This is a genomic window from Kribbella sp. NPDC049227 (genome assembly GCF_043197265.1).
In the GTDB taxonomy this organism is placed as follows: Bacteria; Actinomycetota; Actinomycetes; order Propionibacteriales; family Kribbellaceae; genus Kribbella.
This window is the reverse complement of the sequence record NZ_JBICST010000009.1, coordinates 402,995-426,018: the sequence shown is the minus strand read 5'-3', so window position 1 is coordinate 426,018 and position 23,024 is coordinate 402,995. Positions and strand designations below refer to the sequence as shown.

Annotated in this window: 29 protein-coding genes, 1 tRNA gene and 1 other RNA gene; 20 read left to right on the top strand and 11 right to left on the bottom strand. The window is 68.6% G+C overall.

Translation table 11 applies throughout. From position 1 onward, the window contains the following. Nucleotides 1-5: 5 nt before the first annotated feature. Nucleotides 6-437, bottom strand: a complete 432-nt coding sequence (locus tag ACGFH6_RS38575) for a nuclear transport factor 2 family protein (protein WP_393394671.1) — start codon at nt 435-437, stop codon at nt 6-8. Between the two features lie 48 nt (nt 438-485). Here ACGFH6_RS38575 and ACGFH6_RS38570 point away from each other — a divergent pair, with 48 nt between their 5' ends. Then, the gene (locus ACGFH6_RS38570; RefSeq protein ID WP_393394668.1) at nt 486-1,184 is read left to right on the top strand and encodes a GntR family transcriptional regulator; all 699 of its coding nucleotides are present in this window, start codon (nt 486-488) and stop codon (nt 1,182-1,184) included. A 5-nt stretch (nt 1,185-1,189) separates the two neighbouring features. Here ACGFH6_RS38570 and ACGFH6_RS38565 read toward each other — a convergent pair whose 3' ends face one another. Beyond that, a complete protein-coding gene (locus ACGFH6_RS38565) occupies nt 1,190-1,810 on the bottom strand; it encodes a hypothetical protein (RefSeq protein WP_393394665.1) in 621 nt (206 codons plus the stop codon). A 68-nt stretch (nt 1,811-1,878) separates the two neighbouring features. Between ACGFH6_RS38565 and ACGFH6_RS38560 the strand changes: the two genes are divergently transcribed. The 3 genes from ACGFH6_RS38560 (at nt 1,879) to ACGFH6_RS38550 (ending at nt 3,513) form a co-directional block, all read left to right on the top strand. Then, entirely contained in the window at nt 1,879-2,439 is a 561-nt protein-coding gene (locus tag ACGFH6_RS38560; protein WP_393394662.1) for an AAA family ATPase, read from the top strand. A gap of 271 nt (nt 2,440-2,710) precedes the next feature. Then, on the top strand, nt 2,711-2,929 hold the full coding sequence (locus ACGFH6_RS38555) for a hypothetical protein (protein WP_393394659.1): 219 nt from the start codon (nt 2,711-2,713) through the stop codon (nt 2,927-2,929). A gap of 74 nt (nt 2,930-3,003) precedes the next feature. Further along, a complete protein-coding gene (locus tag ACGFH6_RS38550) occupies nt 3,004-3,513 on the top strand; it encodes a DinB family protein (protein ID WP_393394656.1) in 510 nt (169 codons plus the stop codon). A 53-nt stretch (nt 3,514-3,566) separates the two neighbouring features. On the opposite strand, the gene ACGFH6_RS38545 is transcribed toward ACGFH6_RS38550, so the two are convergent. Both ACGFH6_RS38545 and ACGFH6_RS38540 read right to left on the bottom strand, forming a co-directional pair. Beyond that, nucleotides 3,567-4,052 carry a hypothetical protein gene (locus ACGFH6_RS38545; protein ID WP_393394653.1) on the bottom strand — a complete coding sequence of 162 codons (486 nt, stop codon included), beginning with the start codon at nt 4,050-4,052 and terminating at the stop codon, nt 3,567-3,569. Between the two features lie 215 nt (nt 4,053-4,267). Then, nucleotides 4,268-4,355, bottom strand: a tRNA-Ser gene (locus tag ACGFH6_RS38540). Nucleotides 4,356-4,451: 96 nt separating this feature from the next. Here ACGFH6_RS38540 and ACGFH6_RS38535 point away from each other — a divergent pair. From ACGFH6_RS38535 to ACGFH6_RS38520, 4 genes are all read left to right on the top strand, one after another. Then, nucleotides 4,452-4,973: an RNA polymerase sigma factor gene (locus ACGFH6_RS38535; protein WP_393394650.1), complete on the top strand. Its 522-nt coding sequence runs from the start codon at nt 4,452-4,454 to the stop codon at nt 4,971-4,973. After that, nucleotides 4,970-5,377 carry a hypothetical protein gene (locus tag ACGFH6_RS38530; RefSeq protein WP_393394648.1) on the top strand — a complete coding sequence of 136 codons (408 nt, stop codon included), beginning with the start codon at nt 4,970-4,972 and terminating at the stop codon, nt 5,375-5,377. Before ACGFH6_RS38535 ends, ACGFH6_RS38530 begins: the two co-directional genes overlap by 4 nt. Before the next feature lie 120 nt (nt 5,378-5,497). Then, nucleotides 5,498-6,121: a CatB-related O-acetyltransferase gene (locus tag ACGFH6_RS38525; protein ID WP_393394645.1), complete on the top strand. Its 624-nt coding sequence runs from the start codon at nt 5,498-5,500 to the stop codon at nt 6,119-6,121. Further along, a complete protein-coding gene (locus ACGFH6_RS38520; protein ID WP_393394642.1) occupies nt 6,118-6,648 on the top strand; it encodes a GNAT family N-acetyltransferase in 531 nt (176 codons plus the stop codon). Before ACGFH6_RS38525 ends, ACGFH6_RS38520 begins: the two co-directional genes overlap by 4 nt. A 20-nt stretch (nt 6,649-6,668) precedes the next feature. On the opposite strand, the gene ACGFH6_RS38515 is transcribed toward ACGFH6_RS38520, so the two are convergent. Beyond that, nucleotides 6,669-7,484, bottom strand: a complete 816-nt coding sequence (locus ACGFH6_RS38515; protein ID WP_393394639.1) for a TIGR03620 family F420-dependent LLM class oxidoreductase — start codon at nt 7,482-7,484, stop codon at nt 6,669-6,671. Between the two features lie 106 nt (nt 7,485-7,590). Here ACGFH6_RS38515 and ffs point away from each other — a divergent pair. After that, nucleotides 7,591-7,687, top strand: an RNA gene (ffs, locus tag ACGFH6_RS38510) — signal recognition particle sRNA small type. 49 nt (nt 7,688-7,736) lie between these two features. Further along, nucleotides 7,737-8,552 carry an ammonia-dependent NAD(+) synthetase gene (nadE, locus tag ACGFH6_RS38505; RefSeq protein WP_393394636.1) on the top strand — a complete coding sequence of 272 codons (816 nt, stop codon included), beginning with the start codon at nt 7,737-7,739 and terminating at the stop codon, nt 8,550-8,552. Nucleotides 8,553-8,588: 36 nt separating this feature from the next. Here the strand turns inward: nadE and ACGFH6_RS38500 are convergent, their stop codons facing one another. The 4 genes from ACGFH6_RS38500 to ACGFH6_RS38485 are packed head-to-tail and all read right to left on the bottom strand — an operon-like array spanning nt 8,589 to nt 11,232. Beyond that, nucleotides 8,589-9,488 carry an alpha/beta fold hydrolase gene (locus ACGFH6_RS38500; protein WP_393394633.1) on the bottom strand — a complete coding sequence of 300 codons (900 nt, stop codon included), beginning with the start codon at nt 9,486-9,488 and terminating at the stop codon, nt 8,589-8,591. A 10-nt stretch (nt 9,489-9,498) separates the two neighbouring features. After that, on the bottom strand, nt 9,499-9,903 hold the full coding sequence (locus ACGFH6_RS38495) for a hypothetical protein (RefSeq protein ID WP_393394630.1): 405 nt from the start codon (nt 9,901-9,903) through the stop codon (nt 9,499-9,501). Nucleotide 9,904: 1 nt separating this feature from the next. Beyond that, nucleotides 9,905-10,372 carry a MarR family winged helix-turn-helix transcriptional regulator gene (locus ACGFH6_RS38490; RefSeq protein ID WP_393394627.1) on the bottom strand — a complete coding sequence of 156 codons (468 nt, stop codon included), beginning with the start codon at nt 10,370-10,372 and terminating at the stop codon, nt 9,905-9,907. Further along, nucleotides 10,369-11,232 (bottom strand): N-acyl homoserine lactonase family protein, encoded by an 864-nt coding sequence (locus tag ACGFH6_RS38485; protein ID WP_393394624.1) that lies wholly within the window; start codon nt 11,230-11,232, stop codon nt 10,369-10,371. Before ACGFH6_RS38485 ends, ACGFH6_RS38490 begins: the two co-directional genes overlap by 4 nt. Before the next feature lie 96 nt (nt 11,233-11,328). Here ACGFH6_RS38485 and ACGFH6_RS38480 point away from each other — a divergent pair, with 96 nt between their 5' ends. Next, nucleotides 11,329-12,954 (top strand): long-chain fatty acid--CoA ligase, encoded by a 1,626-nt coding sequence (locus tag ACGFH6_RS38480; protein ID WP_393394621.1) that lies wholly within the window; start codon nt 11,329-11,331, stop codon nt 12,952-12,954. A gap of 3 nt (nt 12,955-12,957) precedes the next feature. Here the strand turns inward: ACGFH6_RS38480 and ACGFH6_RS38475 are convergent, their stop codons facing one another. After that, nucleotides 12,958-13,773 carry an aminoglycoside 6-adenylyltransferase gene (locus ACGFH6_RS38475; RefSeq protein ID WP_393394618.1) on the bottom strand — a complete coding sequence of 272 codons (816 nt, stop codon included), beginning with the start codon at nt 13,771-13,773 and terminating at the stop codon, nt 12,958-12,960. A 122-nt stretch (nt 13,774-13,895) separates the two neighbouring features. Between ACGFH6_RS38475 and ACGFH6_RS38470 the strand changes: the two genes are divergently transcribed. The 7 genes from ACGFH6_RS38470 to ACGFH6_RS38440 all read left to right on the top strand — a co-directional run bounded on the left by ACGFH6_RS38470 (nt 13,896) and on the right by ACGFH6_RS38440 (nt 21,411). Then, a complete protein-coding gene (locus tag ACGFH6_RS38470; RefSeq protein ID WP_393394614.1) occupies nt 13,896-16,625 on the top strand; it encodes a DNA polymerase III subunit gamma and tau in 2,730 nt (909 codons plus the stop codon). 52 nt (nt 16,626-16,677) lie between these two features. Beyond that, nucleotides 16,678-17,292, top strand: coding sequence for a DUF2461 family protein (locus tag ACGFH6_RS38465; protein ID WP_393394611.1), 615 nt, complete (start codon nt 16,678-16,680; stop codon nt 17,290-17,292). A gap of 191 nt (nt 17,293-17,483) precedes the next feature. Next, nucleotides 17,484-18,038: a YbaB/EbfC family nucleoid-associated protein gene (locus tag ACGFH6_RS38460; RefSeq protein WP_360457041.1), complete on the top strand. Its 555-nt coding sequence runs from the start codon at nt 17,484-17,486 to the stop codon at nt 18,036-18,038. A 1-nt stretch (nt 18,039) separates the two neighbouring features. Then, nucleotides 18,040-18,639 (top strand): recombination mediator RecR, encoded by a 600-nt coding sequence (gene recR, locus ACGFH6_RS38455; protein WP_350853180.1) that lies wholly within the window; start codon nt 18,040-18,042, stop codon nt 18,637-18,639. Continuing rightward, nucleotides 18,632-19,276, top strand: a complete 645-nt coding sequence (locus tag ACGFH6_RS38450; protein WP_131361381.1) for a DUF5063 domain-containing protein — start codon at nt 18,632-18,634, stop codon at nt 19,274-19,276. Before recR ends, ACGFH6_RS38450 begins: the two co-directional genes overlap by 8 nt. A 34-nt stretch (nt 19,277-19,310) precedes the next feature. Continuing rightward, nucleotides 19,311-19,961, top strand: coding sequence for a hypothetical protein (locus ACGFH6_RS38445; protein ID WP_393394606.1), 651 nt, complete (start codon nt 19,311-19,313; stop codon nt 19,959-19,961). Between the two features lie 22 nt (nt 19,962-19,983). After that, nucleotides 19,984-21,411 (top strand): protein kinase, encoded by a 1,428-nt coding sequence (locus tag ACGFH6_RS38440; RefSeq protein ID WP_393394604.1) that lies wholly within the window; start codon nt 19,984-19,986, stop codon nt 21,409-21,411. A 13-nt stretch (nt 21,412-21,424) separates the two neighbouring features. Here the strand turns inward: ACGFH6_RS38440 and ACGFH6_RS38435 are convergent, their stop codons facing one another. Further along, the gene (locus ACGFH6_RS38435) at nt 21,425-21,799 is read right to left on the bottom strand and encodes an ester cyclase (protein WP_393394601.1); all 375 of its coding nucleotides are present in this window, start codon (nt 21,797-21,799) and stop codon (nt 21,425-21,427) included. A gap of 73 nt (nt 21,800-21,872) precedes the next feature. Here ACGFH6_RS38435 and ACGFH6_RS38430 point away from each other — a divergent pair, with 73 nt between their 5' ends. After that, nucleotides 21,873-22,496 (top strand): TetR/AcrR family transcriptional regulator, encoded by a 624-nt coding sequence (locus tag ACGFH6_RS38430; RefSeq protein WP_393394598.1) that lies wholly within the window; start codon nt 21,873-21,875, stop codon nt 22,494-22,496. A 32-nt stretch (nt 22,497-22,528) separates the two neighbouring features. Then, nucleotides 22,529-23,017, top strand: a complete 489-nt coding sequence (locus ACGFH6_RS38425) for a GNAT family N-acetyltransferase (protein ID WP_393394595.1) — start codon at nt 22,529-22,531, stop codon at nt 23,015-23,017. Nucleotides 23,018-23,024 lie beyond the last annotated feature (7 nt).

Sequence of the window (23,024 nt, the reverse complement as noted above, 5' to 3'; positions counted from 1 at the left end):
ATGTTTCACTGTCCCGGCGTGTGGCGCACCTGAGTTAACTCATTGCGGAGGACGGTGTACATGACCATCGTCGAGTCGAGGTAGGCGCGGACCTCGACGATGAGGTCGCCGTCGAAGCGGCAGACCCAGCAGTACTTGTTGTCGAACGCCGCGCCTTCGTTGCTGATCGAGGTCGAGACCAGCTCCGCGACGACGGTGTCGCCATCGATCAGGAGATTGTCGACCTCGAGCTTGGCGCCGCCCTGCAGTACGCCGGCCAGCCGCGCGAACGTCGCGTCGATGAACTTCTGCTTGCCGAGGTAGCGACCGGCCAGCGGGTGCGTGCCCTCGACGGTCCAGTCGACGTCATCGGCGACCCGGGCCCAGAACCGGGGCTGGGTCTCCGCCGTGGCGAGGTTGGCGAACAAGGCGATGCGGTCCTGGCGGGTGGTACTCATGGTTTCTCCTTCTGGATACATTGTGGATACATAAGCTAGGTTAGGACCGTGAACAGAACCGAACAACGTGATCTGGCAGACACCGCGTACGAGGCGCTGCGCGATGACATCGCCGAGTGGCGGCTGGCCCCCGGCACGAGCCTGGCCGAAGTGGAGACCTCTGCCCGGCTCGGCATGTCGCGAACGCCGGTCCGGCAGGCGCTCCGGCGGCTGCACCGCGAAGGTCTCGCCCAGCCCGCCGGCCGGGGGTTCGTCGTCGCGCCCGTGTCGGTGGACGGTGTCATCGCGCTGTTCCAAGCCCGGGAGGCGTTGGAGGTCTACGCGATGCGGCTTGCCGCGCATGCGGTTGATCGCGCTGCGTTCGGGGATCTCGCTGCCCGCTACGACCAGGCCGCCCGGCGCAAGACCGTGGACGCCGACGCGATCTATGCGCTGTCGGCGGAGTTCGATCAGGCCGTGGATCGCGCAGCGAACAACGCGTACATCACCGAGATGCTGACCCAGCTACGCGTCCACCTGCACCGCCTTCGCCGCCTGTCCCGGCATCGGCTCGACCGGCTACGCGTCTCCGCACAGCAGCACGTCGCGATCGCCCGCGCTATCGAGTCCGGCAACGAACGCCAGACCGCCCAACTGGCCTCGGACCGCCTCCGCGACAGCCTCGACATCGTTCTCCAGTCCTTGTCCACTTCCCTCATCGGCCCCGACGACCGAGCCCCCGCACCGCTGGGTGTTCCTTCGACGTGAAGCGCTCACGGGCGGGCTGTCAGGAGGCGGCGGAGTACATCCGGAACTTGCAGCGTCACGCCTTCGGTCTCTCGCCCGGCGACTGCTCGTGTTAGCAGGCCGACGTCCAGCGATATCGGGTCGACGGCCGTGAGAGTCGCCTGCAATCTGTCGGCCTGGTCGCGGAAGATCATGGTCGCGAGCTGAACCTCAACGGGTACGACGGGGATCTGTGCCCCGTTCCAGTCGAGGACTGACCGCTCGCTCCACACTGCTCCGGCGGGGGTTTCGACCAGCAGATCTGTCGCCGGACTGTCGATATGCGCCAGTTCGACCCTGAACCCGGCCAGCGTCCACCGGCCGAATGTCCAGCGGGCTCCGCCGGGGTCGTCGAACGTCAAGGTCGGTTCGGCCACGCTGCTGAACCAGAGGGGATCGGTCGGGCTCGATCGAGCTGTCCGGCTTGGAAGCGCGGTCGCCGCCGTACGGACGCCAGCGGCTGTCGACACCGCAACATCGATGTCACCCGGCTCGATGGCTGCGCCGCGCAGTGCGGTCGCTGCGCTGCCGATCAGCATCCACTCCACCTCGGTCCCCGCCAGCCGCACAGCGAGCTCCCGAAGCGCGTCCGACCATCCACCATCCATGGGCCGACACTGCCAGCCGCCACCGACAACGCGGAATGTGATTGCTCGGGTGGGGGCGGTTTGGCACGATGCCGGCCATGCGTGGTGAGGGAGCGCCTCCGTGCTTGCTGGTGACGGGCATGCCTGGAGCTGGGAAGTCGACGGTGACCAGGCTGGTTGCCGAGCGGCTGCCGCGGTCGGCTCGGCTTGGTGGCGATGAGGTCAACCAGATGATCGTGAACGGCTTCGTCTGGGCGCTGGGTGAGCCTGCCGACGAAGCAGCGCGCCAGGTGGAGCTGTTGCACCGCAACCTGTGCGCGCTGGCCGGCAACTTCGTCGATGCCGGCTTCACGCCGCTGATCGACGCGATGATCCCGTCCCGCGCGAAGCTCGACTTCTTCCTCGACCTGCTCTCGCCTCGCCGGCTCTTGTTCGTCGTCCTCGCGCCGGGCATCGAGGTGTGCCGGCATCGCAACGAGATCAGGGATCCTGCCGAGCGGTTCGACTTCGATGGGTACGACGCCCTCGAAGCCGACATGCACCGCGAGTTCGGCGACGCCGGCTGGTGGTTCGACACCTCGGCCATCACCCCCGCCGAGACCGCCGACCGAATCGTTGCCGAAGCCCACCACCGCGCCCGCGTGAACTGATACCGCGGCCGCGCCGGTTCTGCACGACCTCTCGCGCGGAGGCCTTGTTTCGGCTGCGGCCGAGCGGTTGGCGGTCAACAATCCGGCGCCGGAGGTGGTCCCCATGTTCTCGACGGCCTACCTGAACTGGGCCGCCCGCACCGGCGCCCGCCTGCGCTGACACTCGACCAACCGCGCCAGGCTGGCCAAACAGGGCCTGTGCGCCCAGTCGCAGCACCACGCTCGGCCGGCGAGGCATTACACGGCACGCATGGGCGGATGCGTACGCGCCATGAAGGAGTACCAGGAGACCAGGGACGCGCAGGTTATGCCGATGTACGAGTTCACCGCCCAGCTCGCCGCGCTGGAGCCACCGGACGCGGAGATGCAGCGACTGCTCGGCGCGGTATCGCAAAGTCCCGCGGCCATGGACGGCTTCGCGAGGGTCGCGGCGGGGGTCACTTCGCCCGCGGAGTTCTTCTCGAGCCCAAGCCTGGCAGCGCCCTCGTGACGTCGTCCTGGAGTCGGGCTGCCCGGTGAGCGGGGCACGGCTTTCCATGACCTCGGGCTGCGTAGCCTGTGGGGATGGCTGAGGTGATTCCGATTGCGCGCAGTCGTCCGATCTCGCGTGGGTCCGAGCGGGCGATGTTGGAGAGCATGCTCGACTTCTACCGGGCCACTGTGGTCAACAAGGTGGCTGGGCTGACGGATGATCAGGCGTTCTCGGCGGTGGTTTCGCCGTCGAGCCTGACGCCGGCGACTGTGGTGAAGCACCTGGCTGGGACCGAGCGGTTCTGGTTCAGCATCGACTTCGCGAATCTCGACGTGGAGTGGCCTTGGCAGGACGACGATTTGCACGGCAATTTCCGGATCGAGCCTGGCGACACGTTGGCTGCGATCGTGGATGACTACGTCCGGGAGTGCGAGAACTCTCGGCGCGCGATCACGGACGCCGGCCTCGAGGATTCGGCCCGTGGACAGGACATGGACTTCACGCTGCGGTTCGCGATGATCCACATGATCGAGGAGACCGCCCGCCACTGCGGCCACCTGGACCTGTTGCGCGAGGCAACAGACGGCACCGTCGGCACCTAGCACATGGGCGGCATGTCTGCCGCCCCCGCCTAGGTAATGGGTATCGCTGTGAGCTAGTCCTCGGAGAGGGTTTCGATCACGTCCTTGGAATGGGTCAGCGGCACCCTGCTGCCCTCGAGTTCGATCCGCGAGTCGCTCTCGGGATGGATCAGCTCGAGCACCCTGACGTTCACTCGCTGGTGGACCTTCACCTCCAGCCCTGCCCTCGCGACCTTGAAGACCATCGCGCCGGGCTCCTTGCTGCGCGAGCGGCCGGCGAAGCCGTAAACCCCGTCGGCGGTCACTCCGACCAACATGTACTCGGGCATCCCGTGGGCGGCCGCGTTCGCGCGCATGCCACCGATCACGCCCGCGAAGTCACCGACCGCCTCACCTACCGAGCCACCGACTCCGCCCAAGCTGCCGCCCGCCAAACCGCCGGCGAACAGCGAGCCGGTCTGGCCGCGGGGGTTGAACTGGCCTGCGGCGATCACCTCATCGGCGATCCCCTCGCGCGTCAGAGCCTGCTGAACCGCGCGCTCCATCTTTTCCTCGGACATCGCCCCTCCTGGCGCTCGGGGTTGACCACCCGTCGCGCTCCCAGGCTCGCAGGTATCGCACCAGGTTGACAGCACACCCGGTGACGTCAACCCTGCGCCGTTGAGACCCCCCAATGAGAAGAAGGCCGATCGCGGAGGCGACCGGCCTTCTTCCTTGCTCATCCCTGCAGACCCCGAAACCACGGTCTGACCTGCGGTTTCTTGACTCCGGGGAGTGGCGGAGGATACGAGATTCGAACTCGTGAGGGGTTGCCCCCAACACGCTTTCCAAGCGTGCGCCCTAGGCCTCTAGGCGAATCCTCCAAGCGGAGAGGATACGCGAGCGGCGAGGGTTTCGGAAAATCGGGGCGTGAACCTGGGGAGGGTGCCGGACGACTGTGGGGCGAGAGGGAGGTGAGGGTGGAGCGGCAGTGGGTGGCGGTGGTGGTGCGGGCCCAGCTGGGGGAGCGGGAGGCGGTTGCCGAGCTGGTGCGGGGCTGGCATGAGCCGATGTGGGGATTCGTACGGCGCATGCTCGGTCGCGACGAGGTGGCCGACGACGTCTCGCAGGAGGTCTGGCTGGCCGTCGTACGCGGCCTGCCGAGGCTGAAGGAGCCGGAGCGGTTCGCCGCGTGGCTGTTCACGATCGCCCGACGCAGCGTGATCAACCAGCTGAGGGACAAGTACGCCGAGCCGCCGCAGACACCCTCGTACGACGAACCGGACCCGGCGGACCACGTGGTCGAGAGGGTGGACGTGATGAGGCTGGTCGATCGGGTCCCGGTGCCGGAGAGGGAGGTACTCGTGCTGTTTCACCTGGAGGACCTGAGTCTCGAGGAGTGCGCCGAGATCCTCGGCGTACCCGTCGGGACGGTGAAGTCGCGGCTGCATCGGGCGCGGCGGCTGCTGCGTGGAGTCGCAACAGAAGGTGCGGACTCATGATCTCCGCCGAGGAAACGATCGCCGGCCTTCAGGACACGCTCTCCCTGCGCAGGAGGGTCCGCTCGCTGGTCCAGCTGTTCGGCGCCGGCGCGGTCGTCGTGCTGCTCGGGACCCTCTGGCTCACCGAAGACGGACTGCCGGCGCGGACACACATCGGTTTCGCCGCCGTGATCATCGTCGGATTGCTGACAATCGCACGAGCCGCCCAGGTCTTGCACCGCCGCGGCCGTCTGTTCGCTCGTGACCGGGTGATCGCCGGCTGGATCGCCGTCGGCTCCACGGTCCTGCTGGCCATCGGTCTCGCCCTGGCCGGACGCGGTCCGCTCGGTACGCCGGCCGTCCTTCTCGCGCTGGTGTTCCTCGCCGTCACGCACCACACGAAGAAGCGATGGGAGAAGCGATGAAGCCGATCGGTCCATTGGGGATCGCGATGAAGCATGTCGGCAGCAGACGGGCAGCCTTGCTGGTCGCCGGCGTCCTAATTGTGCTGCTGGGGGTGGGGCTCCTCATCTAGGGTCGGGAGCATGGATGCACCGGATCCGAACGTCGTCCATCCGATGCCCGAGGCCGAGCGGGTCGTGCTGCTGAAAGCGGTCGTGAAGTCGCCGCTGATCGACGTGGGCGACTACTCGTACTACGACGATCCGCGGGACCCGACCGGGTTCGAGACGAACAACGTGCTCTACCACTACGGACCCGAGCGGCTCCGGATCGGCAAGTACTGTGCGCTCGGCGAAGGCACGACGTTCATCATGAACGGCGCCAATCACCGGATGGACGGTCCGTCGACGTTCCCGTTCCCGATCATGGGTGGCGCGTGGGCGGAGCACTTCGACCTGATCACCGGGCTGCCCGGTCGCGGTGACACCGTGGTCGGCAACGACGTGTGGTTCGGCTACCGCAGTCTGGTGATGCCCGGGGTGACGATCGGCGATGGCGCCATCATCGCGTCCGGCGCGGTCGTGGTCGACGACGTACCGCCGTACGGGATCGTCGGCGGGAATCCGGCGAAGCTGATCCGGCGCCGGTTCTCCGACGAGGACGTCGACCGGCTGCTGCGGATCGCCTGGTGGGACTGGCCGGTCGACAGGGTCACGGCGAACCTGCGGGCGATCATGGCCGGCAGCATCGAGGAGTTGGAGCGATGAACCTCGTACTGCGGCCGATCGCGGTCGAGGACGTCGAAGCGCTGCAGGAGCTGATCGAATCGGATCCCGGCTACACCGAGCGGGTCACGGGTTATCCGCCCGGGCCGGCGGATGCGCAGAGTCTTCTGCTGATGCGGCCCGACGGACTGGCCGAGGACGCGAAGGTCGTGCTCGGGTCGTTCCAGGACGGCCGGCTCGTCGCCGTCGCCGACCTGCTCAGGGGGTTCCCGAACGACCACACCGCCTACATCGGCCTCCTCGAGGTCCATTGGAACCATCAGGGGCTGGGCCTCGGCAGGGTGACGTTCGACCTGGTCCAGCGGTACGTCGAGACGTCGTGGCCGGAGGTGAGGACGCTGCGGCTGGCGATCGTGGCGACGAACGCGCACGTCGCGACCGCGTTCTGGCTGCGGCAAGGTTTCGAGCCGACCGGTGAGGAGCGGCCGTACCGCTACGACAAGCTGGAGACGACGGCGCGGCTGTACGAGAAGCAGTTGCCCAGGGCGCCGTTGGCGATCGGCGGGTGACCGCTTGGACCCCGACGACGCTACGCAAGCAGCGTGGGGGCCAGCGTCCTCCATTGCTCCACCGGCTGCGGGCCGGTGACGCCGGTGATGACGTTGATGGTCACGTGGTCGGCGCCGGCGTCCAGGTGCTCGGTCAGCTTGCCCTTGATGTCCGCCGGCGTGCCCCACGCGGCGAGTGCATCGACCAGGTGATCGGGCAGCTCGGCCTGATCCTTCTCGCTGAATCCCTGGCGCTTCAGGGAGGCGGCGTACCCCGGGATCTGTGGGAAGAAGCTGATCGTGTTCCGTGCGATCGCCCTGGCCTTGTCCGCGTCGGTCTCCAGAACGACGAGATGGCTCACCGCGAGCAGCTTGTCCGGTCCGAGCACCTTGCGCGCCTCGGCGGAGTACGCGGCGGAGACCAGGAACGGGTAGGCACCGGCCGAGCGGTCGCGCGCCAGCTCGAGCATGCGCGGCCCGAGCGCTGCGAGCACCCGACGCTCTTCCGGTACGTCGACCTCGTCGAGGAACGCGGTGATCTTCGCCAGCGGCTTGGGACCGTGAGCACCTCCGAGCCCGACGGTGAAGCGTCCCGGGGCGGACTTCTCGAGCGAGGAGTACGCCGTACTGACGTCGGCGGCACTGTATTTGTCGACGGACAGGATCCCGCTGACGAACTTGATCGAGTTGGTTGCGCCGATCAGGTCGGCGATGGTCTGCAGCCCCGGCAACGGTCCGCCGGACAGCCAGATCGCGGGGTACCCGAGCTCCTCGGCAGCCTGCGCCGCCGCCAGCGACTCCGGGCTGCTGGTCAGCCCGGTCGTGATCCCGAACGGACCGAATTGATGATTCGTCACCCAGTCAGCTTGATCCTCGTCCGGCCCCGGTAGCTACCGTGTTCGCTCAGAGCGTTGTCCGTGCGGACCGATTCCCGGTTGGCCGTCGGCATCCCGTACACTCTTGGTCGGTTCCCCGCGTGGCGGTATCTCGCCCAACTCCCCCAGGGCCGGAAGGCAGCAAGGGTAAGTGAGCTCTTCCGGGTGCGCGGGGAATCCTCATGTCCGGGCCCTCTAGGCTGGTCAGGCCGAACCTGACCGTGAGGGAGCCCGATGAGCGACGAACGCCGCTACCTGCAGGAACTGATCATCGCCGAGCTCGGCGTGTCCCCGTCCTTCGACCCGGACACCGAGATCGAGCGCCGGGTCGAGTTCCTCGCGGACCGCCTCCGGCTCACCGGCGCCTCGTCGTACGTGCTCGCGATCAGCGGCGGCGTCGACTCCGCGGTGGGCGGCCGCCTGTCCCAGCTCGCGGTCGAGCGCGTCCGCGCCGAGGGCGGCCAAGCGACGTTCGTGGCGATGCGGCTCCCGTACGGCGTCCAGGCCGACGAGGACGATGCCCAGCGGTCGCTCGAGTTCATCAAGCCCGACGAGACCCTCGAGGTCAACATCAAGGCGGCCACCGACGCGATGGTCGACGCGGTCCGGCACGCCGGGCTGGGCGACCGCGAAGACTTCCACATCGGGAACGTGAAGGCCCGGCAGCGGATGATCGCGCAGTACGTCGTGGCTGGGGCTCGTGGCGGACTCGTGGTCGGGACGGATCACGCTGCCGAGGCGGTGATGGGGTTCTTCACGAAGTACGGCGACGGCGCGTGCGACCTGACGCCGCTGTCGGGTTTGACCAAGCGGCGGGTGCGGGAGGTCGGGGCGCGGCTCGGCGCGGGGCCGGAGATCACCGGGAAGGTGCCGACTGCCGACCTGGAGACGAACAACCCAGGCCTGCCCGACGAGGCGGTGCTCGGCGTCACGTACGACGAGATCGACGACTTCCTCGAGGGCCGCGAGATCGACGAGAAGGCAGCGGCGACGATCATCGCCACCCACCGCCGCACCGCCCACAAACGAGCCCTCCCGATCGCTGTGTAAGCAGGCCGTGACGGTCCCCGAGTCGTGGATGTTGGTTCACGAAGTCGCAGGATCGCTGCGCGAATCCACGACTCGACGGCCGGCTGGAGTCAGCATGAAGTCGGTGATCAGTTTGGTGAAGGTTTCGGGTTGTTCTGCGTGGACGAAGTGGCCGGCGCCTTCGGCGAAGTAGTAGGTGCCGCGAGGGACGTCGGATTGGAAGCGGGCGATTTCTTCGGGGCTGGTCGCCGGGTCGTGTTCGCCTTTGATCAGGAGGGCGGGCTGGGTGATCTTCGCGAAGAGCGGCAGGGGTGATTCGGCGAAGTCGGCGGTGCGGGTGATCTCGTCGGAGAAGCGGGCGGCACGGGACTGGATTTCTTCGGGGAGTTCGGTGTCGGACGGGAGGGCGAGGGACTTCGTCTCGGGGCCGAGGTAGATCTCCTTGCGGCGGTCGCCGAGGCGGCCGAGGAGGGCGATGCGCTCGTCCCACATCTGTTTGGTCGCGGGCCCGGTGTGGGGCGGGATCTCGACGCCCGGGAGCAGCGGCAGCGCAGCCTTCAACAAGGTGTCGGTGGCAAGGACCATGTCCCAGCCCGGGTTCTCGAACATCACCTTGGTGACTGCCTCGGGATGCATGACGGCGTACCGGACGGCCAGCCGGCCGCCGTACGAATGCCCGAGGATCGACCACGTCTCCAGGCCGAGCGTCTCGCGGAGTGCCTCGAAGTCGGCGATCACGTCGTGTTCGGTGACCGGTCCGGTGAGGGGATCGGACTGCTGTACGCCGCGCTGGTCGACGCCGATCACCTGCAGTTGCTGGGAGAGCCGGTCGCCCTGGAACGACATGAAGTCGTACGAACCGGCTCCCGGACCTCCGTGCAGGAAGAGCAGCGGAGGCGCATCCTCGGGCCCGCGTCGATCGACGTACAGCCTGGTGTCACGAACCTCGATCAGCATGCCCAGCAGATTAAGCTCGACGACCCGCCCGTGTCAGGAGCATCCGCGCTGCGAGGCGGTCCAGGCGGACCTGGGCTATTCCGCGGTAGGCGGGTTTCAGGACGGCGGCGAGCGGGCCGGTTTGCGTGAAGGTGTGGGTTATCAGGCCGGAGTCGCCGATCGTCCAGACGCCGGTTTCGCGGAAGCCGGGGACCTGCCAGTGGATCTCGATGCGGTCCGGCTCGATCGCGGCGTACTCCAGCCGGCCGCTGAGCCCCGGGCGCACCTGAAGCTTGTACGTCGTTCCGACCGCAGGCACCGATGGGCCGGCGAGGGAGACGAACGCCTCGTTCCAGTCCGGCAGTGCGAGTACGTCGAGCAGTACGGCGCGGATCGCGTCGCGGTCGCCCGGGATGGTGAGTGTTGCTTGTTCCATGTCAGGTGTCCTGTTCTGCCGCGCGTCGGCGGGCGAGCGCCTCGCCGGCGGGGAAGGCGCCGGCCAGGACGCGCAGCGTTTCGATGGTCTGATCAACGGGTTGGTCGGCAACGAGATCGTCAATCGCCTTGTGCAGAACGTTTTCGGCCGCGACGATCCGCTGGCTGAGCTTGCGGCCTTCCGCGGTCAGGCTGAGTGCGAGGTAGCGTCGGTCCGACGGATCCGTGTCGCGTTGAACCAGTCCCTGCGCGACCAGCCGATCCACCAAACGGCTCGGGCTGTTGCCGGTCTCGCAGACGAGCAGCCCGCCGAGGGCGCTGAGGGTCAGCGGCCCGTGGTCGCGCAGCACCCGCAGTACCTCGGCCTGCGACGGCGTCACCCCGAGTGGCCGTAGTTCCGCGGCCAGCAGGCGGTTGCCCTCGCGCTGGATCGCCAGGATCAGGTAGCGCAGTTCCTCCGCCGCCTTCACTGCGCCCCTGCCGCGACGGCTTGGGTGAGCAGCCCAGCCGCCGCCGGGTCATGCGCGGCCAGTACGACGAGGTCCGGGTGCAGCGCCCGCAGTTCGTTGACCTGGGCAACGGTACGCCGGAGAGCGGACCTGGAGCCGACCCCGGGAATCTCACCGGCGGCGAGCAGATCAGCGTCGTACGTGAGATCGCCGACCATCAACAGCGGCGGCCCATCGGGGCGGCGGACCAGCAGGGACAGGGATCCCGGCGTGTGGCCGGGAGTCGGCAGCAGGACCAGGCTGCCGTCACCGAACAGGTCGTGCCCGGCGTCGAACGGTGCGATCGTGGAGTCGTCGAGTGGTTCGGGCCGGATCAGATCCCAGCGCAAGCCGGGCAGTTCGATGTGGGAGCGAAGGAACCCGCGGGCGGCGGCGAGCGGTCGGCGCATCGAGGTCCACTCGGGTTCGCTGATCACGATCCGGGCGTGGGCGAGCTCGGGCAGGCCGCCGATGTGGTCCTGGTGGAGGTGGGACAAGACCGCGGTGTGGACGTCGCGGATGTCGTATCCGATGGCGGCCAGTTGCCGGGTCAGCGTTTGCTCCGGACCGATCTCGAACTGCGCCAGCCGGTCGTAGACCACGCCGTTCAGGCCGCCGGGGAAGTACCTGGGGTCGGTCACGGACGCGCGGTCCTGACCGGTGTCGAACAACACCAGCCCATCGGCGTGCTGGACGACGTACGCGTTGATGGGTCGCGGCTGCGTCCACTGGCGTGAGGTCGCGAGCCAGACATAGAGGTTCTTGGTCGTGGGCCCGACATGTTCGGGCCGGATCTTGACGGTGCCCGTGCTCACCACGGACACCCGGTCGATCGTCGTCATGAGCAATAGATTACACGACATGTATGTCGTGTCAACTGTCTCGCGACACCCGCGGGATCGTGGCCAACCTGACAGCATCGCTGGCACAGTGTCTGCATGAAGGGTCTGATGCAGAACTTCCAGCTGTCCCTGGACAGCATCTTTCTCCGGGCCGAGCAGTTCTACCCGGACAAGACCGTTTACACCGGCGGTCCGGCACCGGCGAAGCTCACGTACGGCGAGTGGGCCGACCGGACCAGACGGCTGGGCGGCGTCCTCGACACGCTCGGCATCAGCGCGGACGGACGTGTCGGCACCTTCGCCTGGAACTCGGGCCGTCACCTCGAGCTGTACTTCGCCGCGCCCTGCACCGGCCGTGTCCTGCACACGCTGAACATCAGGCTCTTCCCCGACCAGGTCGTCTACATCGCGAACCATGCCGAGGACGAGGTCGTCTTCGTCGACCGCTCCCTGCTCGGGCTCTTCCTGCCGCTCCTCGACCGCCTACCGCTGATCCGGCACGTCGTGGTGATGGACGACCTGCCCGCCGGCGCGTCCGGTGTCGAGGTGCCGGACGACGCGCGGTTCCACGACTACGAGGAGCTGCTGGCCGCCTCCGAGCCGGTCGAGTTCCACGTCGAGGACGAGAACCAGGCCGCCGCGATGTGTTACACGAGCGGTACGACGGGCAACCCGAAGGGCGTGGTGTACTCGCACCGGTCCACCTGGCTGCACTCGATCGGCGTACTGACGAACGCCGGGATCGGGTTGGACGAGACGGACACGGTGATGCCGGTCGTGCCGATGTTCCACGCGAACGCGTGGGGTCTGGCGCACGCGGCGCCGATGGCCGGGGCGAGCCTGGTCTTCCCGGGTCCGGACATGACTCCGCAGGGGATCCTCAAACTGCTGCAGGAACAAGAGGTCACGTTGTCGGCCGGTGTGCCGACGATCTGGCAAGGCTTGTTGCCTTTGCTGGACGGGGTGGAGCTTCCCAAGCTCCGCCGGATCCCGTGCGGTGGGTCCGCCGTACCGCTGGCGTTGTCGGAGGCCTTCCGGGAGAAGCTCGGTCGGCCGATCCTGCAGGCGTGGGGGATGACTGAGACGAGCCCGGTGGCGACGGCTTCGCACGTACCGGCCCGGAACAAGGATCTGGCCGAGGACGAGCAGGCGCATCTGCGTTCGCGGCAAGGCCTGCCGCTTCCCGGCGTCCAGGTGCGGATCGTCGAGCCGGGGTCGATCACGCCGTTGCCGTGGGACGACGAGGCCACCGGCGAGTTGCAGGTCCGCGGGCCGTGGATCGCCGCCGAGTACTACCAGCCCGACGAGCCGGTCCAGCTGACCACGGAGGACGGCTGGATGAAGACCGGCGACGTCGCCGCCATCGACCGGTTCGGCTCGGTCCGCCTGGTCGACCGCACCAAGGACCTGGTCAAGTCGGGCGGCGAGTGGATCAGCTCGGTCGAGCTGGAGAACCTGCTGATGGCTCATCCCGACGTCAAGGAGGCTGCCGTCATCGGCGTACGTCATCCCAAGTGGGACGAACGTCCGCTGGCGTGCGTGGTCCTGCAGGAAGGCGCCACAGTCACCGGGGACGAGATCCTCGAGTACCTCCGCCCGCAGGTCGCGAAGTGGTGGCTCCCGGACGCCGTCGAGTTCATCGACGAGGTGCCGAAGACGTCGGTCGGCAAGTTCTCCAAGAAGGACCTGCGCACCCGCTTCGCGGACTACCACCTGGAGTAGGCGTCAGGAGAAGTCGACTCCGAAGTGGTTGCGGAGGTGGGTGAGGGTCGCGTCGACGAACTCGGCCGGCCAGTCCTCGCCGGTGACCTTGGCCAGCGCGGTACCGCGTTCGATGAACTGCCGGCAGATGTACTGGTTGGCCGCGACGATCTCGGCAGGATCGAAGCCCGCTGCCGGGATCGCCTCCAGTGCGGCGCGTTGCTCGTCGGACAGCAACGCGTTGAGGCGCTTGGCTCCGCCGGTACGGCGTACTCCGCGCTCGGCCAGCATCAGGTTGATCAGCTGATCGCGGACCGCGCCGACGCCCTGGTTGCCGACGATGCGTTCGTCGCGGCCGAGGACGGTGACCAGGTTCCCCAGGAAGTAGAAGAAGAGGTGGACTGGGCCGGCCGGCCAGTACGGCGTACCGGGACGCCCTTCCTTTGCTGGGATATCGCCGTCCGGGAACAACGTGCCGTCCCGGTCGAACAGCACCCGGACTCCGTCGTACTGGAAGCGGTCGAACGTGGCGAGCGGGTGGATCACGAGGTCGACGTGCAGCCAGTCGGAGGTGATGCCCAGCCCGCCGACGAGGCCGGGGATGCGATCCGCCCAGACGGTCGGCCCGGCCAGTGCGGTCATCAGTTCGAGCCAGTTCTCCTCGAACCAGTCGACGCTCTCGTCGGTGACGACGCAGTGCACGTCGACGTCGCTGAAACGATCCGCCTGGCCGGAGCCGTAGCTCCCGACCAGGTAGACCGCCAGAATCCGTTCGTCCGCGGGCAGCGCGGTGCCGGCGCGTTCGATGACCTCTTGTTGCTTCTCGTCCCCAGCAGTCACCTGGGCAGCGTAGGCTCACTCACCGCGCAGTGGCTGCTCGGCCTGTTGCGCCCAGCGGAACGCGACCGTCTGATGTGCCCGGGATCTTGCCGATCATCGGGGTAGTGGAGCGGCGGCACGGCGTGAGGGAGGAATTGTCGGGCAGCGGCGCTAGGGTTGCGGGCGTGGAAGCACCCCTTGCGTTGTACCGCCGGTATCGCCCGGAGACGTTCTCCGAGGTGATCGGTCAGGACCATGTCACCGCGCCGCTGCGGAACGCGCTGAGCAACAACCGGGTCAACCACGCCTACCTGTTCTCCGGTCCGCGCGGCTGCGGCAAGACCACCAGCGCCCGGATCCTGGCCCGTGCGATCAACTGCGAGAAGGGCCCGATCGCCGAGCCGTGCGGGGTCTGCAAGTCCTGCACCGACCTGGCCCGCGGCGGTCCCGGCAGCATCGACGTGATCGAGATCGACGCCGCGTCGCACGGTGGTGTCGACGACGCCCGAGACCTGCGGGAGCGGGCCTTCTTCGCGCCGGTCGAGAGCCGCTACAAGGTCTACATCATCGACGAGGCGCACATGGTGACCACGCAGGGCTTCAACGCCCTGCTGAAGCTGGTCGAGGAGCCGCCGCCGCACCTCAAGTTCATCTTCGCCACCACCGAGCCGGACAAGGTGATCGGGACGATCCGGTCCCGGACCCACCACTACCCGTTCCGCCTGGTCCCGCCGAAGGCGCTCGGCGACTACATGGCCTCTCTGTGCGAGTCCGAGGGCGTTGCGATCGAGTCGGCCGCGTTGCCGCTGGTCGTGCGCGCGGGCGCCGGTTCGGTGCGTGACTCGCTGAGTGTGCTCGACCAGTTGATCGGTGGTGCGGGGCCGGACGGTGTCACGTACGAGCTGGCCGTCGCGTTGCTCGGGTTCACGCCGGACTCCTTGCTCGACGCTTGCGTGGACGGTTTCGCGGCGCACGACAGCAGAGCCGTGTTCGAGACGGTCGAGAAGGTCATCGAAACCGGGCAGGACCCGAAGCGGTTCGCCGAGGATCTGCTCCGGCGGCTGCGTGACCTCGTCGTACTGTCCGCCGTGCCGAACGCGGTCGCCTCCGGCCTGATCGAGGCCGCCGAGGACCAGGGCGAGAGGCTGCAGACCCAGGCCGCGGGGATCGGCGCGGCCGAGCTCACCCGGGCGGCCGACATCGTCGCGGCCGGACTGCTCGAGATGCGGGGCGCTACCGCTCCTCGGCTTCAGCTGGAGCTGATCTGCGCGAAGGTGCTGCTGCCCGGCGCCGATGACTCCACCAATGGCATCCAGGCTCGCCTCGACCGGATGGAACGCCGGCTGACGATCGGTGTGCCCGCGAGTACGCCGGAGTCCGCCCCGCCCGCGCCCTCCGGTGCCGCGGCTGCGCCGTCTACTCCTGAGCCGGCTTCGCCGCCGCCCGCGGAGGCGCCTGCGAGCGCATCCACCAGTCGTGCGGCAGCCCGAGCCGCCGCCGGTGGCGGCCCGGCGTCGGGTGGTGGGGAGGCTTCGAGCGGCGGTACGTCGGGCGGCGCGGCTACTGCGGATGCGGTGGCTGGTGGCGACGGTCCAGCGAGCCGGAAGGGCGCTTGGGGACAGGAGCCAACAGCTTCGGGTCAACCCGCACCAACTTCGGGAAGTTCGACTCCGTCCGCGCCGGCAGAATCAGCTCCGGCGGCTTCCGCGCCGCCGGCTCCGGCGGGTGCGAGTGCGGCGGGGGCGCCGGCGGGTGGGGCTGTTGGGTTGGCAGACATCCGGCGGCTGTGGCCCGAGGTGCTGGAGGCTGTGAAGGCCAAGCGGCGGTTCGCCTGGATCATGCTGAGCCAGAACGCCCAGGTCATCGCCATCGACGACCAGACTCTGACGCTCGGCCTGGTCAACGCCGGTGCCCGCGAGAGCTTCGCGCGGTCCGGCAGCGACGAGATCCTCCGCCAAGCGATGATCGACACGATCGGCCTGAACCGTCGTGTGGAGGCAGTAGTCGACCCCTCCACCGACCCAGGCGCGGGCGGCGGTCACCAACCCGCTGCTCCCCGCCCCAGCGGCCCCCAAGCCGGCGGCGGCTCAACCACGCCCGCAGGCGGCCCGGGCGGCGCGGGTGGCCCGGGTGCGGGACCGGCGACGGCAACTGGTCCGAGTGGCGGCGGAACCGCCGCGCCCGGCGGAACCGCCTCGGCAGGAGGACCCGCGTCGGCCGGTGCTCTCGCATCAGACGGACCGGCGGGCGGTCTCGGCTCAGCTGGTGCGCCCAGTGCGGGCGGCCCGGCAGCAGGTGGCTCGAGTGCAACTGGTCTCGCATCAGTTTCCGACGGCACCGCGCCCAGTGCGGCGGGCGCAACCCCGGCGGGCGCAACCCCGGCCGGCTCAAGCGCCGCCGCAGGGGCAGGCGCGGCTTCGGGTAGCGGCTCTCAGGGGTCGTCGTGGGATGCGCCGGCGGGCGGCTCGGGCGCGTCGGGTCGGGGCTCGCGGGGTGCCTCGAACGGCGCCGCTGGGCAGTGGTCCGACGGTCCAGGTGCCGCGATCGCCGTACAGGAGCCACCGGACCCGGAGTACGACGTACCGCCGGAGCCTGATCCCTGGGAGGACGGGCAGGCGGCGTCACGACAGCCGGCGCCCGATCGCCGCGAGCAGGCAGCCAGCAAACGCCGGGCGGCGGAAGCAGCCGTAGCCGCTGAGCAGGCGCGCCGAGCCGCAGCCGCTCCCGTCGCTCCAGAGGTCCCTCTGACCCCTGAGGAAGAAGCAGACTCGATCGGCGAGGACGACGTGGTCCTGGAGGACGACTCCCGCTCTCACACCGACCTCCTCCGCGAGACTCTCGGCGCCCAGATCATCACCGAAGAACCCAACTAGCAGCAGCCCCGGCCGCGGGAAGTTGTCGGTGCGGCGTGGGAGGTTGCTGGGTATGGGGTTCCAAGGGTGGAGCGACGCGGCGTTCGATGTGATGGTCGATCTCGACGGCGATCCGAGTCCTGTTCAGTTGGAGTCGCATCGGGACGACCTGGAGCGGTACGTGCGCGGCCCGCTGCAGGAGCTGTGTGACGAACTGAACGAGACGGGCGAGTTCGGCAAGTTCTGGCTGGGCGGGATGTCCGATCGCCCCGCGGCCTGGCAGCGGCAGCACGCGACGGCGTGGATCGCGCGGCGGATCCGGATCTCGTTCACGTTCGACCTCGATGGGTTCGCGCTCGGCGGTGGCTCGGCGCATCCCGAGAGCGATCAGGTACGGCGGTACCGCGCGATGGTCGACGCCGAGGACAGCGGCGGCGAGCTCGCCGGGATCGTCGAGACGCTCGGCCGCACCGGTTTCGAGCTCACGGGGCCGACCGCGGTCCGGATGCCGCGCGAGTACTCGTCCGACCATCCGCGGGCCGACCTCCTCCGGCGGCGATCCGTGTACGCCGAGAAGCCGATCGACACCCATGACGTCGGCCTGATCGGCGAGGCGCTCCGGCCGCTCGTCGAGCTCACCACCTGGTACACCGACTACGTCGTCACCACCGGCTGGGAGAAGCCGTAGTCGTCCACAGGGGGTGTGGATCCAGCCGGGCGGATTCCACAGGATTCACAGCCTGTGGACAGGAATGTTCACAGGGTTGTGGATAACTTGGGGAGACTGGTCGGTTTCTGGTGCGGGGTGGGGTTGTCCTGGGGACCGGCTAGTGTTGAGGCTCGGGGTAGTCAGAGAGCGGTTGGGACGAGGAGATCGCAGTGTTCGACGGTGGCGGTGCTGGGGGCTTCGACATGTCCAATCTGCTCGCGCAGGCGCAGGCGATGCAGAACCAGCTGATGGAGGCCCAGGCCGACCTGGAGAGCCAGGAGATCGAGGGCTCGGCGGGTGGCGGACTGGTGACGGCGCTGGTGTCGGGCACCGGGGAGTTGCTGAGCCTGACGATCAAGCCGCAGGCGGTCGACCCGGACGACACCGAGACGCTGGCCGATCTGGTCGTCGCCGCGGTACGCGACGCCTCGGAGAATGCGAAGGAAGTCGCGGCCCGGGCGATGGGCCCGCTGGCCGGCGGCCTCCCGGGCTTCGGCGGCGGGCCGGGCGCGCCGGACTTCGGCGGCGCGGGGATCCCCGGACTCGGTGGATCCGGAGCGCCGGCCGGTTTCAGCCTGCCAGGTTCGACGACCCCCGCGGTCGAGTCCGGTGAAGAGACCGACGACCCGGGCAAGGGCGGATCCACGGGCGGCCCCAGTTCGGGCGGTGCCGGGTTCGTGAACCCGGGCAACGGGACCGGCCAGCCCGGTCAGAACCCGGGCTGACGTGTACGAGGGGGCCGTCCAGGACCTCATCGACGAGCTCGGCCGGTTACCCGGTGTCGGTCCGAAGTCCGCGCAGCGGATCGCGTTCCACCTGCTCGCCGCCGACGAGACCGACGTACGGCGGCTTGCGCATGTGCTCGTGCAGGTCAAGGAGAAGGTCAAGTTCTGCGAGATCTGCGGCAACGTCGCGGAGGAGGCGCAGTGCCGGATCTGCCGAGACCCGCGGCGAGACCTGAGTCTGATCTGTGTGGTCGAAGAGGCCAAGGACGTGGTCGCGATCGAGCGGACCCGCGAGTTCCGCGGGCGGTACCACGTCCTCGGCGGCGCGATCTCGCCGATCGAGGGGATCGGTCCGGACGAGTTGCGGATCAAGGAACTGATGCAGCGGCTGGCCAGCGGAGAGGTGACCGAGATCATCCTGGCCACCGATCCGAACCTGGAGGGTGAGGCGACGGCGACGTACCTGAGCCGCTTGCTGCGGCCCATGGGCTTGCGCGTCACCCGATTGGCTAGTGGACTTCCTGTAGGCGGTGACCTCGAGTATGCCGATGAGGTCACACTCGGACGGGCGTTTGAAGGGCGACGATCGATCGATGACTGATTCAACCGATATTGCAGAGCGCGCGCTGGGCACCGACTCCGAGGACCTCTCCGAGTTCGCCGAGCAGATCGCCGACCAGGTGCAGAGCTTCCTGATCTCGGTGCGCGACATCGCCGCACAGCCGGACGAGGACGGGGTCGACGAGGGCCTCGCCTCGCTGCCGTACCTGCTGCTCGAGGTGAGCCAGTTGCTGCTCGCCGGCGGCCGGCTCGGCGCGTTCGAGGACTTCGTCCCGGACGAGCGGTTCGAGTCCGACGCCGGACCGGACCCGGACCTGGACGCGATGCGCGACCGGCTCGCGGTGCTGTTCGAGGGCCTGGACGAGTACGCCGAGGTCTTCGACCCGTACGCCGCTCCGCCTGAGATCACCGTCAACCGGTTGTCCGACGACCTGACGGCGATCGCCAACGACCTCGTGCACGGCCTGGCCCACTACGAGGAGGGCCGGATCGTCGAGGCGCTGTGGTGGTGGCAGTTCTCCTACGTGTCCACCTGGGGTGCCGCGGCGAGCGCCGTACTGCGGGCGATCCAGTCACTGATCGCGCACGACCGGCTGGAGCCGGCCCACGACGCCGAAACCGAAGCCACCGACCGCGAGCTGGTCGAGGTCGCCGAGGAAGCCGTCCAGCGCCGGTAGTGCCGATGGACTCGCGGGCCGGTTGAATGGCCCGGTGTCTGTCTACGAGGTGATCCAGCGGCTGCCCGATCCGGCGACGGTGCGGCGGGTCAGTCGTGCGCTCGCGGTGCTGGATCTGGTGCTCAGCGACAGTCCGGACCACCTGCGCTACTTCTCGTTCGACGCGCGGTGGTCGGAGACCGAGGAAGCCGCGCTGATGCGCAACGGGTCCGGTGACGAGTACTCGATCGTGTTCTCGCCGGACGGTGCGTTCGCCTACGGGTTCGACCACGAGTCGCCGGTGTCGCCGTACGGGAACGACATGCAGACCTGGCCGGGACTGCTCGACGGCGTGCCGGAGGTCTTCCACGGTGCACGGGACGAACCGGCGTTCCGCGACCTGGTGCCGCGTGCCACGGTGTGCTTCTGGCGTACGACGGACGACGCCGCCTGGCGTTGCGGACCGGTCGAAGGTGTGGACAAGGACGGCGCGGATTGGCTCTTCGAGGTGGTCGCGGACGGGCGGCCGGAGGCGTACCTGACCTTCGCCGAGGACTACTACCAGACGGACCTCGACCTCGAGCCGATCCGCCATGTCTACGCGCTGATGCCACTGACCGAGTACGTCGTCACCTCGCTCAACCCACACCGTCGGCTGACCGATCTCGCCGAGGGTATCGCCGAGATCGGCTACCCGCGCTCCTGAAGCGCGTTAGCGTGACGGTCCGATGACTACGCAGGCAGGCGATCCCACGACGATCGGGTCGTTCGCGATCCAGGGCCGGCTCGGTCGCGGCGCGATGGGTTCGGTGTACCTCGCCCGCTCACCGGGCGGACGCCTGGTCGCGGTCAAGGTGGTCCGCGACGAGCTGGCCGACGACGCGAGGTTCCGGGCCCGGTTCGCGCGCGAGATCGAGGCCGCGCGGAAGGTCAGCGGTGCGTTCACGGCCGCCGTCGTCGACGCCGACCCGGACGCGGAGCATCCCTGGCTGGCCACGGAGTACCTGCCCGGTCCCACGCTGCAGAGGGCGATCGAGACCTCCGGACCGATGACGCCGGCCGGCGTCCAGGCACTCGCGGGAGGACTCGCCGAAGCGCTGGTGGCCATCCATCGCTGCGGATTGGTCCACCGCGATCTCAAGCCGTCGAACATCGTGCTGACCGGCAACGGCCCGCGGGTGATCGACTTCGGCATCGCCCGCGCGCTCGAGGAGGTCAGTCTGACCGCGACCGGCCTCGTGATCGGTACGCCGGGCTACCTGTCGCCGGAGCAGATCACGGGTACGGCGATCGGCCCGCCCAGCGATGTGTTCGCGCTGGGCGCGGTGCTGGTGTTCGCGGCGACCGGCCGTGGTCCGTTCGCAACCGGCAACCCCGCGTCTCTGCTGCACCGCATCATCCACGAGCAGCCCCAAGTCCCGCCGCTCCCCAGCCCGCTCCACGACGCCGTACGACGCTGTCTCGTCCAGGATCCCGCCCATCGCCCAACCCCCGCGGACCTGCTCCACCTCCTCGGATCCCCTGCAAACACTGGGCTTCTCGCCCCACCCGCCGACACGATCCGCCTCCCGCCGCCACCCACCAAGCACCTCCCACAGCAGCCACCGCCGGTCCAGTCAAAGCCACAGTCACAGCCAGCGCCAGCTCAACCGGCCGGTGCCACCTTCACGACCAGCAGGACCCGGCCAGCAGTCTTCGCAGCGCTCCTGACCATCCTGACCATCGGCTTCTTCCCGAGCGAAGAGACCAGGCGGGTCATGCACCCGGCGGTTGCCCTGTTCTTCCTCGCGTTCGACGTGTTCCTCCTCTACCTCGCGATCCGGACCTGGCGCCTGGTCCTGCGACGCCGAGTCCAGCTACGCCTCACCCCTCAAGGCCTCACCATGATCAGAGGTTCCCAACAGGCCAGCGTCCCTTGGCAGGCAGTGACCCGCCTCCGCGTCACCGGGGACCCCCGCCGCCCCTGGCTGATTGCATGGCTCGAGCCACCGTTCCAGTCCGCCCTTCCCAGCCCACGCCGCAACCACCACGGCGGCACCCGCCTCTACCCGGTCGGTCACGGCGCCTCCCACAAACACCGCACCCAGCAACTCGAAGAACTCCGAGCCGCCCTCAACTGGTACGCCGGCCCCCGCCACGACAACAGCCACTACTGACCAGGCGAGCCAGTCAGAACATGCCGTTCGCGTTGGCGGCTTCCGGGGGCATCGGCTGCATGACGTCCCAGTGCTCGACGATCTTGCCGTCTTCCAACCGGAAGATATCGACGATCGCGGTTCCGGGCTGTCCGGGGACCCGGACACCGTGGGTGTGGGCGATCACGTAGTCGCCGTCCTCGAACAGCCGCTTCACCTCGGCGCGTAGGTCGGGAAACCGCACGCGGATGTCGTGCAGGAACGCCGCGAAACCGGCGATCCCGTCGGCGATCAGTGGGTTGTGCTGGGTGTACGACGGCCCGAGCAGCGGCCGGGCGCGGTCGAAATCCTTCTGGTTCAGCGCTGCCTCGTAGAAGTCCAGGACAGTCTGCTGGTTGGCGGAATGCATGAGTGAGCTCCTTAAGTGAACAACTGTAGTGCTACGACTGTAGCGCCACAGTTGTTCGGCTACAATCGGCAGGGTGAACGACCCTTCGGCCCCGGCGCGCGACCGCAATCGCCGCGGGCACGGTGCGCGGTTGCGGGAAGAGATCGTCGCCACCGCGATCCGGATGCTCGACGAGCTCGCCGACGACCAGGCGCTGTCGCTGCGTGCGGTGGCCCGCGAGATCGGCATCGCGGCGACGTCGGTCTACCTTCACTTCGCCGATCGGGACGATCTCGTGTTCGCCGCGCTTCAGCAGGCTCACGCGGACCTGATGAAGTCGGTCCGCGAGGCCGCCGACCAGGCGGCCGATCCGGTGGCGGAGTTGCGTGCCCGGACCCTCGTTCTCGGCGGGTGGGCCTGGCAGCATCCCGGCCTGTACAAGGTGCTGCACGAGAGCACGCTCAACCAGCGGGCCGACATGTCCTTCAAGCGTGTGCTGGGTGAGCAGACCACGGACGTCGTACGCCGATGCATCGACCAAGGTCTGGCCCGGGAGGACGATGCGAACGAGGTCTCGCTGGATCTGAGGTCGGCCGTGCACGGAGCGGTGTCGATGCGCGTCAACGAACCCGACCTGCCGTGGCCGCCACTCGAAGAGCAGGTCGATCGCTACCTGATCAAACTCGTCGGCGTCGCCCCGGGCGCTCTGGCACGCTGAGCCCCCGGCAGGCCAAGTTATGCTGCGGGGGCATGGAGGGGCTTGTTGTCAGGAAAGCCACGGAGGCTGATCATGCGGCGGTCGTCGGCCTGCTGTCCGCGGCCTGGGGCGGGTCGGTCGTAGTCGCCCACGGGACGACGTACGACGCGGCGACGCTGCCCGCTCTCGTCGCGGAGCAGGACGGCCGGATCGTGGGTCTGCTCACCTACACGGTGGCGGATGGCGACCTGGAGGTCGTCACGATCGACGCGCCTGTTCGGCACCTGGGTGTGGGGAGTGCCTTGCTGACTGCCGCGATCGAGGTTGCGCGGGAGGCAGGGGCTCGGCGGCTGTGGTTGATCACGACCAACGACAATCTGGACGGCCTGCGGTTCTACCAACGGCGAGGGTTGCGGATCGTTGGTGTCACCCCCGATGCGATGGACGCGGCCCGCGCGGTCAAGCCCTGGATCCCGGCGACCGGCGACTACGGCATCCCGCTGCGCGACGAACTCGTTCTCGAGCTCCGCCTCGACCACTGACCCTGCT